Origin of the sequence: Petrocella atlantisensis (assembly GCF_900538275.1) — a bacterium.
Classification (GTDB): domain Bacteria; phylum Bacillota; class Clostridia; order Lachnospirales; family Vallitaleaceae; genus Petrocella; species Petrocella atlantisensis.
The window spans coordinates 2,063,603-2,078,549 of the sequence record NZ_LR130778.1; the positions used below are offsets into that span (position 1 = coordinate 2,063,603).

Genomic DNA, 14,947 nt, shown 5'->3' on the forward strand with positions numbered 1-14,947 from the left:
CAAGTAAAGGAGTTGCTACATTGAATAAAAAAGCATTCAATACACAATGCATACATGGTGACGAGAAGAAATATGACACAACAGGGGCAGTCAGTATGCCTATATACCAGTCGGCTACATTTGCCCATCCGAGTGTTGGTGAAAGTACTGGGTTTGACTACTCAAGATTACAGAATCCGACGAGAGAGCATTTAGAAAACACCATAGCTCAGTTAGAAGCCGGTCATAAAGCACTGGCTTTTTCCACAGGCATGGCAGCAGTCACGACACTCATGACACTTTTTGAACCTGGTGATCATATTATTGCATCGGATGACTTATATGGCGGTTCTCATAGATTGTTTCATCACATCAGTATGAGATACGGTATACGATTTAGCTTTACATCCATGGCAGATCCTAAGGAAGTAGAAGCACTAATTGAAAAAGATACGAAAGGCATATTTATAGAAAGCCCTACGAATCCAATGATGCAAGTCACGGACCTTAGGCAGATGGCGCTACTTGGCAAAAGCCATAGTCTTCTGGTCATGGTAGACAATACTTTCTTGACACCCTATTATCAGAGACCATTGGCGCTTGGAGCGGATGTGGTTATACACAGCGGTACCAAATATCTTGGTGGTCACAATGATACCCTGGCAGGTTTGTTAGTGGTTAAGGACGTGGATCTTCATGAAAAACTAAGTTTTTACGCCAAAACCATAGGGGCTTGTTTATCACCATTTGACAGTTGGTTGATTATCAGAGGTATAAAAACCCTACCCATTCGTATGGATTATCAACAAAAGTCAGCCCTATTTCTAGCCAAATGGTTAAAAGAACAAAGACAAATCAAGCACGTTTATTATATCGGATTGGAAGATCACCCCGGTTATAACATATCCATAAGTCAAGCCAGTGGATTTGGTGGCATGATTTCCTTTGAAGTCACATCGGAAAGTCTGGCGAGGCAGATACTGGAAAAGGTAAAAGTCATTCAGTATGCAGAAAGCCTTGGTGGTGTTGAGACCTTAATCACTTACCCTATGTTGCAAACCCATGGTGATATACCAAAGCCTGAGAGAGAAGCCAAAGGCATCAATGAAAGACTATTAAGACTATCCATTGGTTTAGAGTCAGTAGAGGATTTGTTAAAGGATTTAGAACAAGCAATGGAGGATGGGTAAAATGAAGTACAACTTTGATGAGATTATTGATAGAAGCAATACAGATTCTTTGAAGTATGATTTTGCAGAAAAAAGAGGGATGCCTGAAGATTTGTTGCCGATGTGGGTTGCTGATATGGATTATAGAGCACCCGAGCCGGTTATAGAAGCATTACAGAGTACTGTCAGTCATGGTATTTTTGGGTATTCTGAAAGCCGTGACGATTATTATCGGGTACTGGAAAAATGGTTTTTATCTCAGTTTAATTGGCAAATCAAGCCCAAATGGCTGGTAAAAACACCCGGTGTTGTTTTTGCAATCAGTCAAGCCATTCGTGCTTTTACAAAAGAAGGCGAAGGTGTACTGATTCAAGAACCGGTCTACTATCCTTTCCGCCAGACCATCGCGATCAATAAGCGTAAAGTTGTTGTGAATCAACTGGTCTATAACCATGGTAAGTATGAGATTGATTTTGAAGACTTTGAGGCATGTATCCAAAGAGAACAGGTTAAGCTTTTTATACTTTGTAGCCCCCATAACCCAGTCGGTCGTGTTTGGACCAAGGAAGAACTTATTAGAATGGGAGACATCTGTTTGAAACATGATGTCCTGATTATCGCCGATGAGATTCACAGTGATTTTACCTTCAATGGCATTACCCATCATGTTTTTGCAGACTTAAAGCCTGCCTATTTGGAACACACCATTACCTGCACAGCACCTTCTAAAACCTTTAATCTGGCAGGTTTACAGATTTCTAATATATTCATTGCCAATCAGGATTATAAAAAACGTTTTAAAAAAGAGATGGAAAAAGGTGGCTATTCCCAACTGAATATTATGGGTATTGTGGCCTGTAGAGCCGCCTATAATCATGGTCAAGAATGGTTAAGTCAATTAAAGGTCTATCTTAATGCTAATTTAGAATATGTTAGAAGCTTTGTGAATACTGAATTAGAAGGCGTTAAGTTGGTTGAACCTGAGGGGACCTACCTGATATGGTTAGATTTTTCGGAATATCTTCAAAAACAGGGCCTAACCGATCAACAGCTGAGTCAGCTCATTGTTCATGAAGGCAAGCTCTGGTTAGATGACGGTAATATATTTGGTCAAGGTGGACATGGTTTTCAGAGAATAAACATGGCGTGCCCAAGATCTATATTAGAAAAAGGCATGGAACAATTATCAGATGCTCTAAAATCAAAATAAAGCCAACAACCATATAGAATATAAGAAACGCGCCGTTAAGTTATAACGGCGCGTCTTTTATATTTTATAGTCATGGGTGTTGAACAATTTATTCATATGTAGAATTTTGTTTTTACCGGATTTTTTTGCCTTATAGAGTGCCACATCCACATCTCTTAGATGTTCATCAAGAGAGTCGTGTTCAAAAACACCATAACCACCGCTTAATGTAGCACCGGTTTTTTTAACCACCTCCAAAAGATTAAACTGGCTAATGAAGTGATCAAGCCTTTGGGCTACAGTTTCTAGATCCAGATGGAGCATGATGATGAATTCATCTCCACCATATCTGGCGATATGGCCATCGTCTTTGAAATGCTTTTTGAGCAAATTACCGATTTCACGAAGGAGCCGATCACCCATTTGATGACCATAGAGATCATTCACATTTTTGAAGTTATCTAAGTCCACCATCAAAGAGACAAAATGCTGATCAGTTTCAATAGAATGCCGGTATTTTTCAAAAATATAAGCTCGGTTATTAACTTGCGTTAATTCATCTTGATACGCCATACTCTCTAGCTTGGCATTTAAAGTATTTAACAAAATATTTTTCTCATAGAAGGTATTGGAAAACTGACGAAGCATAAGGAAAACAACCAATAGGCTCATGGGCACTTGAATAATACGATCATAGAAAGCCAAGTCAGGTGCATGGGCATGAAGAAAATCAGGGTAGAGGTATTCAACCGTAATGAAGCCACACATCATCGTCACCAACAGGAAGATAAAGAAGAGTCGCTGCCAACCGTTAAATAAGAAGCTGACAGCAACGGAACAAAGGAAGACATAAGCAATAACATTATTACTATGGGCACCGGAATTATACCAACCTATAGGTATTAAAAAAACAATAATGAAAAAAATACAAGCAAAACGTACCCATAAAGAATGATCTTTGTATTTATTGACCAACCAGGTGACAAAAACCATAGCAATCCATTTGTAGTTGGCATCAAAAGGGTACTGAATCACGAGATTCAAGATGATATTGGTCACTGAAACAATCAGAATGATGACAAGAATCTGATTAAACAGCTGATCTTGTATCGAGCGCTCTGTAGACTTAAGGTTCAGCAACTCTCTAATATTCATAATTTACCTCAATTTTGCTTATATATTAATCGGTTCATGAGAAAGTATCTATAATTGAAAAGCTTTTATATATACACAATATTACTATTTTGAAAGAAATTTGTCAATGTGACACACCATGCTATCACTTTCATTTTTATAAAAATCTGTTATAATTATAGGGTAAAGTGACACACTCTCATTTGGACAGGAGCATACCATGAAATATGAATTAATCCTAATGGATATTGATGATACATTAATTGATTTTGAAGGCAGCGAGCACGCAGCTTTAATGCAAGCCATGAAAAGCAATAACATACATTTTACTGAACAATATTTTGAAGTCTATAAATTGATTAATAGAGAACTATGGCAACTCTTTGAAAAAGGTGTTTATAAGAAAAATGAGATCTTAATACTCCGATTTGACTTATTGTTTGCCCAGTTGGGTATTTTAGGTGACGCTGCTCAAGTCAACCATGATTATCTGATAGCCATGGGAGACCATGTAACCTTAGAGCCTGGGGCAGAAGCATTACTAGATCAGCTACAAGGTAGAGTAAGGTTAGCCATCGTCACCAACGGAACAAAGTTGGCCCAAGACATTAAACTTGTCCGGTCCGGACTTACAAAATACTTTGAAGCCATTTTCATCTCAGATGTTGTAGGCGCCCATAAGCCAAATGAAGCTTTTTTTAGGTCAGTAGAAGATCAAATAGGACCATTTGACAAGCAGCGTACCATGATTCTTGGTGATGGACTCTATTCGGATATATTAGGTGGATTGCGTTATGGTATTGCAACTTGCTGGTATAATAAAAATAACATCGATATACCGGATGATATAGAACCGGATTATACAATCTATAACCTTCATGAGCTTTTGGCCATAATAGAAGCATAATAAAAAGACGCCCTTTGATGCGTGATATCAATAGGACGTCTTATTTTTTTATTCTATGACAAATCGGCTGACCACTTCGTTAAGTACTTCAACATTATCATTTACTTCTTTGGAGATGAGATCCAGATCACCGATGGTCTGTTTCTGTGTTTCCATGGTGGCATTAATTTCCTCAGCGGTGGCTGCATTTTCCTCAGTAACTGCAGATATGGATTGGATAGCATGAAGGGCCGTTTCTTTGGCTTGATTAATAGCGCCATAGGAAGCTTGTACTTGTCCCATCTTATCTGTGGATTCTTCAATTAAACGGCTACTGTCTTCCATGGTAGCTTTTACATTCAACATCTTGGTATGGGCAATCTGTATAGAATCATTGGACTTAGACATATTCCCCTTCGATCGGTTAACAGCTTCAGTCACGAGGTTGATAATCTGATTGATCTCTTTTGTAGATTTGGTGGTTTGCTCTGCCAGATTCCTGATCTCGGAAGCAACAACAGCAAAGCCTTTACCGGCTTCACCGGCTCTAGCAGCTTCAATAGAAGCATTAAGTGCTAACAAGTTGGTTTGACCTGCAATCCCTTCTATGGTGGTGACGATATCGTTAATAGAACTGGAGTGGGTACTTAAGTTCTCAATATTCTCATTTAATTTCTGTATAGCAACCAATGTAGTATCAAACTCCGTAACAAGCTCAGATACAGAACCATTACCAAGAACTTGTTGTTCGCTCACCTTGGTAGAGAATGCAAGTACATCGTTGGCAAGTTCGTTGCTCATTGCAATCAGTTCATTAAGAGACTCCAGTGAATCGACACTCTCACTGGCCTCATGGGCTTGATCTTGAGCGCCATTTGCAAACTCATCTACAGCGGTAACCACATTGGTAGCACTTTCAGTGGTTTGGGCGGAGATAACAGACATCTGATTGGCATGGTGTTTAAGTGTTTTGGAGAAATCCAATATCTGGGTAATGATGCTTCTAAAAGCCTCATTTAGATGATTGACTGAATTAGCCATCGTACCAATCTCATCTTTTCTTTTCTCAAGCTGTTTTAATTTTTGAGAAGGACTGATATTCAAGTTCGCGATGAGTTTTAGTTGATCTGTCATAGCGGCTATAGGTTTGGTTATCGTGATACTAAAGAGGGTGGCTACAAAAGCACCGATAACAAGAAGCACCACGGCTACTATGATAATTAATGTCATGCTGTTTCTAAGCAAAGTCTCTTGGTTGGCTTTCTTTTCTAATATCGTAGCTTCTATGTCATCCACATAATTGCCGCTACCGATGACCCATCCATAAGGCTCAAATAATTGAGAATAACCCCTTTTTCTACTGGCTTCCGTTTCGTCCGGCTTTGGGAAATAATAATCCAGAAAACCACCGCCATCTTTTGCATTGGCAATGAGTCCTTGAATGATATAGAGTCCGTTAACGTCTTGAAGATCAAGTCGGTTACTGCCCTCAACATCAGGATTTCCCAGGAGAACAATATTATTGCCCTCAAGATCATCAGCCCAGAAGTATCCGACCTCACCGTATTTGGCTTCTCTAACAATATCTGCAGCGATCGTTTTGCCTTGCTCAGGTGTTATGGTACCAGCCTCAACTTGATTGACCACACCTTGAAGTTCACTGACAATAATCTCGACTTGGTATTTAAGATTCAAATCATAATTATCATACATGTAGGTTTCCAATTCATTGATGCTGTCTTCGGAGCTTTCTTTGATAATGACATAAGAAGAAATGCTTAAAATGAGGATTGTAAGTAAGATTAATAGATTTGTGACCAAAGCCTGTTTTACCAAAAATTTCATGTAAAAACCTCCTCGTAATAAAATGAATAGCATCATATTATTCTAATGATTATTATACACCTTAATCCATGAAGATTAAAGACTTTCTAGAACACAAGCAATCATGATATAATAGAACAAACATTCAAATAAACGTGACAATAAAGATGATAAGGTGATTCTATGAATATAGCTGCATATATCAAGACTTCAATGGTTGACTTTGACGGTCATCTAGGTGCAACAGTTTTTACAAAAGGTTGTAACATGATCTGTAACTATTGCCATAATAGGGATTTAAACGACCAATCACCCACGATGGATGAAGCGGCCATCTTAAAGCATCTTGAAAAAAGAAAAGGCATATTGACAGGTGTGACCCTATCCGGTGGCGAGCCTACCTTACAAGAGGATATCATTAACTTTGCCACCAAAGTTAAGCAATTAGGATATGCGATTAAGCTAGATACCAACGGATCTAACCCGCAGATATTAAAAGCCTTATGCCGCCTGGGTTTGGTCGATTATGTGGCAATGGATTTAAAGACGGCGCCCAATGACTATAAGGCCATTACCGGAATGGATTTTGAACAAGTCAGAGAGAGTTACAACTTTGTAAGTACCTTAAAACACTATGAATTTCGCACAACCATGTATCCAAAAGTCAGCTTTGATGATATAGCCAAGCTTGCTAAGATGGTAGATACCGGGCATTATGTGATACAGCAATATAGACCCAATCATAGTGAGGCCCTTAAGCCTTACGAGGACCAAGAACTTTTGACATTTGCCAAGGAACAAGGGGTACGTATCCGAGGTGTTAATGAGAATCTTAATTTATAAAACATAAGCCAATAGACCTATTTGTGCTTGATTAAATAGTCATAAAGGACTATAATATAAATAAAGGGTAACATCATAGTCCGAATTAAATAGGGAGCCAATGATGATTATTTGGGTAATTAGGCATGAATTGGTTAAATGAGTACTTTATCAATTTCACGGACAAGGATATAAAAAAGGCCTTTGACCTTGAAGTTTTAAAACTGAATATACATAGAACCCGTATTTTAGCAGCGCTCATTATTTTCTTAGAGGGCTTTTTTTTGCTGATTTCATTTATACCGGCTTTACCAATCAATTATGGTGACTATCTATATATCTACAGAAGCTTTTATATTTTTCTATTGGTGTACGCCGGCGTCTATCTGTTATGTGTTACGCATCCTGTGATAAGAAGAAAATTAACCTATACATTTGTGGAAAACTGGTTGGTCGTCTCCGGGTTTCTACTTTTAATGTGGGCCATGGGCATAACTTTACTCGATCAGATGAGAGATGTGCATAACTTCACCTACTTTTTCATGCTTATGGCCTTCGCCTCTGCAACGGTTATTTCACCGAGTAAGAGTTTTCCTATTTATTTCGGTAACCATATCCTTTATCTTATACTGCACCCCGTGGTTGGTCTCACAGGTAATCAGCTTGTGAGCACGATTTTTAACGGTACTACGGTGGTTATAACTTCTTGGATAATCAGCGTCATTTTTTATAAGTATCATCATAAAGATTTTATGAAGCAACAGCAGATCATTAAACAGAAAAAAGAGCTAGAGCGTCTATCCACAAGAGACCCACTTACTAATTTATACAACAGAAGGAATCTAGAACACAAGCTACTGGAGCACTATCATAAGGCCCAAAAGGCCAAAAAACCATTGACAGTTCTCATGGTAGATATTGATTATTATAAAGGCTATAACGATAGCTATGGTCATGTAGAAGGTGATAAGATTATTCAAACTGTCGCAGAGTACATTAAAGTCATTGTCAGAGAATATGGCGGTTATGCCTGTAGATATGGCGGCGATGAGATTTGTATGATTTTTAGTCAATTAGGTGAGAACCAGATGGAGCAAGTAAAGGAAGCGTTACATGATGCCCTAAGAAGAGAAGCGATAGAAAACAAAGCCTCAAGAGTATCGGAGTATGTTACCATGAGCATTGGTGCATATGCGAATGTCCCCCAGGCCCATATAGACCCAATGGATTTTATTGCAAATGCGGATAATGACCTATACGATGAAAAAGAAAGCCGCATTCAAGTAAAAGCTTGATCAAATGAGACGTATCCACCCCTTCAAATGCCACCATTGAAAGTGTGGAAGGTATTGGTAAGATTCTTAGTGGACATCAGGCCTCACAATTGATAGAATATGAATATAACCCTATTATATTGATTGGAGGTCGTTATGGGACACTATATTTTAGCCCTTAACTGTGGCAGCTCCTCATTGAAATTCACCCTTTTTGAGGTGGTGAAGGACAATCAACTAAGAAGTCGCATGGATGGTATTGTAGAAGAAATCGGAAACAAAGCACATAGCCGCATCAAAGTAGAAAGTGAAGCTGGTAAAACGGTACAGGATGTACCGTTGCCCAGCCATCACGAAGCTTTGCTTGCGGTTTTTGATTGTTTTCATAAGGAAGAAATAAGGGACCAAGATATCGTAGCGGTCGGTCATCGGGTGGTTCATGGTGGAACTGCTTATAGCAGTAGTGTTAGAATCGATGGCGCAGTTATTGATAAGATTCGTGAGCTTTTTCCCTTAGCACCCCTGCATAACCCACCGAATCTTCTAGGTATAGAAGTAGCCATGAAGCTTCTTGAAGGTGTGCCCCAAGTGGCTGTTTTTGATACGGCATTTCATGCTACATTACCAGAGGCAGCTTATCGGTACGCCATACCAAAACAATGGTATGAAGACTTTAGTGTAAGAACCTATGGTTTTCATGGAACCTCTCATATGTATGTAGCCAAGCGTGGGGCTAAGTTATTAAAGATACCTTACAAAGATTTTTATGCGATCACTGCCCATCTTGGTAATGGCTGTAGTCTAACTAAGATTGAAGCAGGTAAATCCACCGATACCAGCATGGGATTTACACCCCTTGAAGGGGTTATTATGGGTACACGTTCAGGAGATATTGATCCGGCCATAATCGACCATGTAGCACATTGTCTAGAGAAGAAAGAGGGCCTAAGCCTTGAGGCAGCCTATATTAAGGTCATGTTAGCCCTAAACAAATCCAGTGGTCTACTAGCTCTTGGCGGTACCAATCGGATGCAGGATATTCGGGAAAAAGCCGAAGCGGGCGATGTAGAAGCCGAGACTGTTATTGCCATCTACGCCTACCGCATCGCCAAATATATTGGGGCTTATTGGTCGACGATGCCCGCTTGTCAGGCGATTATTTTTACCGCTGGTGTTGGAGAAAATGAAGGCTATGTCCGTAAGAAAGTTCTTGATTTTCTCCCGGCTCTTCATTTTAAGATGGATGAGGATGCAAATAAGATCAGGAAAGAAGAAGTGATGATTGGGAAATCGGATTCATCAGATTTATCCGTACTGGTGATCCCTACTGACGAGGAAAGTGTTATTGCTTATGATGCCCTTTACCTAGGGTATCTAGGAACAAGCGCACCGGATTAGAACTATTATTTAATTGAACCTTATACAGAACCTCCTTGATTTTTAATCATTTATTTATAGTTTATTAATGGATTAATCCAGCTATAGGTGGTAGAATGATTAAAAATGAACGGAGGTTTATTATTGTGCAGATACTAAAAGACGACCAGCGGACTAAGATCCATCAAGCCGCCATAGATGCCTTTATTAGAGACGGTTATCAGAAAGCATCTATGCGTGGCATAGCAGAGTCGGCAGGCATGTCGGTAGGCAATCTATATCGGTATTTCAAGAATAAAGAAAGCCTGTTCTCTCATTTAGTCAAGCCTCTGATAGATGCTTTTCAAGTTTATGAACACCGACCCTTTAAGCCACAGCTATTAGAAGTCAATATACTTGAGAACTCGGAGCTTGTCGATGTCATCATGAGTGCCAGAGTGAAATATAGACAAGAACTGTTTATCTTATTACTTAGAGCTGAAGGCTCCCCGTTTGAAGGTGCCAAGGATCAATTAAAAAGGCACATAGAGACACAATCTAGGATACTGCTTGAGACCTTATCCGATGGTGAACCGGATATCATTAAAGGCCAACTCTTTTTTAAAGCCGTATCCACCGCAATAGTGGAATCCTTTTGCGTCATATTGGAAGAGGCAAAAGACGACAAGACATTCATGTACAATCTAATGGAGCTGACAGAGTTCGGTCTTAAGCCGTCACTTAGGAATCTAATTGCCATTAAGAACAATGAAACAAATTTTAGGAGGATCAACGATGAAGAAGTTCGTGAGTTTTGCAATCATTTTAATCATCATAGTAGCAATCATTGCACCTAGGGTGCTAAATATCATCAACAAGGAAAGTGATGAAGAGGAATCGGTTACGGAAGTTGCCGTCTCAGGTCAACAAGTACAAAAAGGTGATTTAAGCAATTATGTTGAATTGATAGGGTCAACAAGAGCTAAAAATGCCGTTAACATAATGCCGGCCATGCCCGCCAAGGTAGAAAAAGTATCCGTGGTGGTTGGCGACTTTGTAGAAGAAGGTGAATTACTTTTCACCTTAGAGGAAACCTCTGTAAGAGATCAAGTGAATCAAGCAGAGATTGCTGTATCCATGGCACAAGTCGGTGTAAAAAATGCACAAGCCGGCATCAATCAAGCACAAATCGGTTATGAACTCAGCCAGAGTAACTATAGCATGCAACAGGATAGTTATGATCTTGGGGCCTCTAATCTGGAAAAATATGAAACCATGTATGAAGAAGGTATTATATCAGAATCAGAGCTTGAACAAGCAAGGATTCAATCTCAACCGGAGACTTTATCTGTGCTTGAAAAACAATTAGAACAATCCAAATCAACAATTAACCAGGCACAGATTGGTGTGGAAAGTGCAAATGCCAGCCTTAGACAAGCACAGGAAGGTTTAAGGCAAGCAAGAGAGATGTTAAAAGACATGACCATGACAGCGCCGATTAGCGGTTATGTCACGATGTCCAATATCAGTAACAATAATTTTGCTTCCAATACTCAACCGGCCATTGTAATTCAGGATATAAACGAGATTATAGTTGATGCAAGTGTCACAGAGACGCTCATCAACCAACTGGAAATAGGCGCTACAGTAGATGTTAAGCTGGATGCCTTAGATGATCAAATCTTTAAAGGGACCATAGATACCATTAGCACATCAGCGGATCAGAGAACCTTGCTCTACCCCTTAACAGTCAAACTGGACAATTCGGATCTTAAGATTAAGCCGGGTATGTTTGCTACGGTCATTATTTTAACAGAAGAGAAAGCAGATACTTTATATGTCCCATCAGAAGCGGTACTTCTAAGAGATGACCTTTACTATGTTTATGTTGAGCGTGATGGGGGCACTGTAGAGCGCCTTGAAGTAAAAGTTGGCATAGATACCGGCCATTTTATTGAGATATTAGATGGTGTTCTGTTAGAAGATGTTGTCATAACCAAAGGTATAGGTTTAATCGACGACAACAGTAGAATCAAAGTAATAAGGAGTGATCAATAATGAATTTATCATCAATATCCGTAAAAAGACCGGTCACAACGGTCATGTTTATATTGATTGTTGTGCTCCTTGGGTTTGTATCTCTAACCCGAATTCCCATAGATCTTTACCCCAATATTGAAGTGCCGGTTGCTATCATACAAACAAACTATCCCAATGTATCACCGGAAGAGATTGAGAATCTGGTCACCAGACCGATTGAGGAAGCTGTTGGAACAGTATCCAATATTGACGTCATTCAATCTATTACCTCAGAAGGTTCTTCCATTGTTGTGGTTGTTTTCAACTTTGGAACAGACATGGATTTTGCGACTTTGGATATGCGCGAGAAGGTGGACATGGTCAAAGGCTTTTTGCCGGAGGATGCGTCCACACCCATGGTCCTACAGATTGACATTAACGCCACAGCTGTGGTACAAGCAGCTTTATCCGGTGCAGACGTAGCCACTTTATATGAATATGCGGACTCTACCATACGGCCTGCACTTGAACGTATCGAAGGTGTTGCATCTGTCAGTGTTGATGGTGGTTACACCAATTATGTTTCTGTACGTGTGGATACTGGTATGCTTAGTAACTATGGCTTAACCATAGACCAGATTGCCGGTATTTTGGCGGCTGAAAATATCAACCTACCGGCCGGATCTGTGAACAAAGGAGATAAGGAACTACTCCTAAGAACTGTTGGTGAGTTTTCATCACTAAGTGACATTAGACAAACACCGATTACACTGCCGTCTGGTGGTGTCATACGACTCTCAGATATTGCAACAGTGAACTTGACCAACGAAGATTTAGCTTCTATTACCAAAGTAGATGGTGAATCGGCAGTTAGTATCTCCATCCAAAAGCAATCGGGCACCAATACAGTAGCCGTTGCAGGTGAGATTAACAAGGTCTTAGATGAGATTGGAAGAACCACAGCCTATGATCTAAAAGTAGTGGTAGATCAATCTGATTTTATCAACAAAGCCATAGCTAGAGTTGGATCTAACGCCTTAATTGGTGGACTCCTTGCAGTAATGGTACTCTTCATTTTCCTAAGAAGTTTAAGAAGTACAATCATCATTGGTTTGTCCATGCCCATATCCATTATTGCAACAGGCATACTCTTATATTTTAATGATATTACTCTGAATATGATGACCCTTGGTGGTATAACCCTAGGTGTCGGTATGCTGGTGGACAACTCGGTAGTTGTACTTGAGAACATTTACCGGTTTGTACAAGAAGGTCATAACAGATTCGATGCTGCAATCATGGGCGCAAAAGAAGTGGCAATGGCTGTTACAGCCTCCACCTTAACCACAGTAGCTGTATTTTTACCAATGGTTTTTGTGGAAGGTATTACTTCCATTATGTTTAGGGAGTTCGCTTTAACAGTTACTTTTTCTCTCTTATCTTCACTGGTGGTATCTTTGACACTGATTCCCATGTTGTCTTCTAAGCTTCTTATTGTGGATGAGTTTCAAGGGAAGCATCATGAGAATAAGTTTAAGGTAACAGGTTGGCTTCTGGATCACGCTGACAGCGTCTACAAAGGTCTGGATAACAGCTATAGAAAAGCCCTTAACTGGAGCTTGAGCCATAGAAAAATAGTTGTATTTTCAGCGATTGGTATCTTGATTATCAGTTTGGCTTCTTCGGCTTTTATTGGGATGGAATTCATGCCCGAGTCCGATGAAGGTGCGTTTAGCATCTCCGTAACACTAGAAGATGGTGCTAAGACAGAAGAAACCAGTGCGGCCATGGATGATATTGTAAACCGTATCATTGATATGGAGAGCATTGATTATATTTTTAGTAGCACCACCGGTGGTGATTTTGTAGTAGCCGGTCAGAACCAAGGGACCATCACTGGTGCCCTCTTACCTCTAGATCAAAGAGATATCAGTGTTTTTGATGTCGTGGTTCAAGTGGAAGAATTAATCAAGGATATTCCCGGTGTCAAAACCAGTGTGGCAGCAGTGAGTCAATCCGGTATGATGACAGGTGGCGGATCTGCCATTGCCATTAGTATCAAAGGCAAAGAATTGGACGTACTTGAAGATATTGCAGCTGACATGGTGGAAGTCGGACAAACCATTGAAGGTACAAGGAATGTAAGTTCTTCATTAGAATCAGCTAGCCCACAAGTAGAAATCGCCTTAAAACGTAACAACGCTTCTAGATTTGGTTTGACCACCGCTCAAGTTTCAAGTCAAGTTAAGACCATGTTGGACGGTCGTGTGGCTACCAGATATAAGTTAGAAGGTAATGAAGTAGATGTTGTAATTGAAGGCGACACCAGATATAAAGACAGCATCGAGAGCTTGAAGCAGATGGAGATTCAATCCCCTATGGGAACTTCCGTCCCACTTGATGCTATTGCAGATATCACCGTAGACACAGGCGCCTTATCCATCTACCGAGAAGACTTGGTCAGAACGGTTACTGTCAGTGCCGGTACCTATGGTAGAGATCTTGCGGCTGTGGTCAAAGACTATGAAGCTGCTGTAGCAGAGCTTGATATTCCAACGGGCTATACTTTTAGCTTTGGAGGTGCTAATCAAGATATGATTGAAGCTTTTTCAGACCTGGCACTGGCACTTATATTAGCCATACTCTTGGTATATATGATTATTGCAGCTCAATTTGAATCTCTATTAACCCCATTTATTATTATGTTCTCTATACCACTCGCTTTTGCAGGCGGACTTATTGCCCTGTTCATCACTTACAGAACACTGAACATCACCTCCATCATCGGTTTCATCATGCTGTCCGGTATCGTGGTTAACAACGCCATCGTATTACTAGACTATATAGGAACTAGAAGGAAGATGGGTGAGGACCGTACAACCGCCATTATTACCGCAGGTCCTATTCGATTGCGACCTATATTGATGACCTCTATGACCACCATACTTGGCTTATTGCCTTTATCCATGGGCATAGGAGAAGGGGCGGAGTTACAAGCCTCTATGGGTACCGTTGTTATCGGTGGACTCTTGCTTTCATCCTTGCTAACCTTAGTGTTCATTCCTGTTGTTTATTCTATAATGGACGACCTCCATGTGAAGTTCATAAGTCGTAAGGAAAAGAAAGCAGCCAAAGCATAAATATACGAACACACCTTAACCATATTATAAAAGAAAAATAAGTCTCCCAACCTTTAATAGGACTTGTATATTATTACAATATGTGATATTATTATTTTAAATGATAATAGTTATCACATAAACATTAATAATATACACCCGTGAAGGTAAAGGGA

General features: G+C 39.9%; 11 protein-coding genes. 9 read left to right on the top strand and 2 right to left on the bottom strand.

Annotated elements, in window-relative coordinates; translation table 11 throughout:
- Nucleotides 1–20 precede the first annotated feature (20 nt).
- Entirely contained in the window at nucleotides 21–1,169 is a 1,149-nt protein-coding gene (locus tag PATL70BA_RS09640) for a trans-sulfuration enzyme family protein (RefSeq protein WP_125137160.1), read from the top strand.
- A gap of 1 nt (nucleotide 1,170) precedes the next feature.
- Nucleotides 1,171–2,358, top strand: coding sequence for a MalY/PatB family protein (locus tag PATL70BA_RS09645; RefSeq protein ID WP_125137161.1), 1,188 nt, complete (start codon nucleotides 1,171–1,173; stop codon nucleotides 2,356–2,358).
- A 57-nt stretch (nucleotides 2,359–2,415) separates the two neighbouring features.
- Here PATL70BA_RS09645 and PATL70BA_RS09650 read toward each other — a convergent pair whose 3' ends face one another.
- Nucleotides 2,416–3,492: a GGDEF domain-containing protein gene (locus PATL70BA_RS09650; RefSeq protein WP_125137162.1), complete on the bottom strand. Its 1,077-nt coding sequence runs from the start codon at nucleotides 3,490–3,492 to the stop codon at nucleotides 2,416–2,418.
- A gap of 199 nt (nucleotides 3,493–3,691) precedes the next feature.
- Here PATL70BA_RS09650 and PATL70BA_RS09655 point away from each other — a divergent pair, with 199 nt between their 5' ends.
- Nucleotides 3,692–4,378, top strand: coding sequence for a YjjG family noncanonical pyrimidine nucleotidase (locus PATL70BA_RS09655; RefSeq protein WP_125137163.1), 687 nt, complete (start codon nucleotides 3,692–3,694; stop codon nucleotides 4,376–4,378).
- Nucleotides 4,379–4,426: 48 nt separating this feature from the next.
- Here the strand turns inward: PATL70BA_RS09655 and PATL70BA_RS09660 are convergent, their stop codons facing one another.
- Nucleotides 4,427–6,202, bottom strand: coding sequence for a methyl-accepting chemotaxis protein (locus tag PATL70BA_RS09660; RefSeq protein ID WP_172596193.1), 1,776 nt, complete (start codon nucleotides 6,200–6,202; stop codon nucleotides 4,427–4,429).
- Between the two features lie 162 nt (nucleotides 6,203–6,364).
- Here PATL70BA_RS09660 and PATL70BA_RS09665 point away from each other — a divergent pair, with 162 nt between their 5' ends.
- The 6 genes from PATL70BA_RS09665 (at nucleotide 6,365) to PATL70BA_RS09690 (ending at nucleotide 14,792) form a co-directional block, all read left to right on the top strand.
- Nucleotides 6,365–7,024 carry an anaerobic ribonucleoside-triphosphate reductase activating protein gene (locus tag PATL70BA_RS09665; protein WP_125137165.1) on the top strand — a complete coding sequence of 220 codons (660 nt, stop codon included), beginning with the start codon at nucleotides 6,365–6,367 and terminating at the stop codon, nucleotides 7,022–7,024.
- A 125-nt stretch (nucleotides 7,025–7,149) separates the two neighbouring features.
- A complete protein-coding gene (locus tag PATL70BA_RS09670; protein WP_125137166.1) occupies nucleotides 7,150–8,298 on the top strand; it encodes a GGDEF domain-containing protein in 1,149 nt (382 codons plus the stop codon).
- 135 nt (nucleotides 8,299–8,433) lie between these two features.
- The gene (locus PATL70BA_RS09675) at nucleotides 8,434–9,675 is read left to right on the top strand and encodes an acetate/propionate family kinase (RefSeq protein WP_125137167.1); all 1,242 of its coding nucleotides are present in this window, start codon (nucleotides 8,434–8,436) and stop codon (nucleotides 9,673–9,675) included.
- Between the two features lie 95 nt (nucleotides 9,676–9,770).
- Entirely contained in the window at nucleotides 9,771–10,490 is a 720-nt protein-coding gene (locus PATL70BA_RS09680; protein ID WP_125137168.1) for a TetR/AcrR family transcriptional regulator, read from the top strand.
- Nucleotides 10,429–11,691, top strand: coding sequence for an efflux RND transporter periplasmic adaptor subunit (locus PATL70BA_RS09685; protein ID WP_172596194.1), 1,263 nt, complete (start codon nucleotides 10,429–10,431; stop codon nucleotides 11,689–11,691). The genes PATL70BA_RS09680 and PATL70BA_RS09685 overlap by 62 nt, the downstream gene beginning before the upstream one ends.
- On the top strand, nucleotides 11,691–14,792 hold the full coding sequence (locus PATL70BA_RS09690) for an efflux RND transporter permease subunit (protein WP_125137170.1): 3,102 nt from the start codon (nucleotides 11,691–11,693) through the stop codon (nucleotides 14,790–14,792). The genes PATL70BA_RS09685 and PATL70BA_RS09690 overlap by 1 nt, the downstream gene beginning before the upstream one ends.
- Nucleotides 14,793–14,947: the final 155 nt, after the last annotated feature.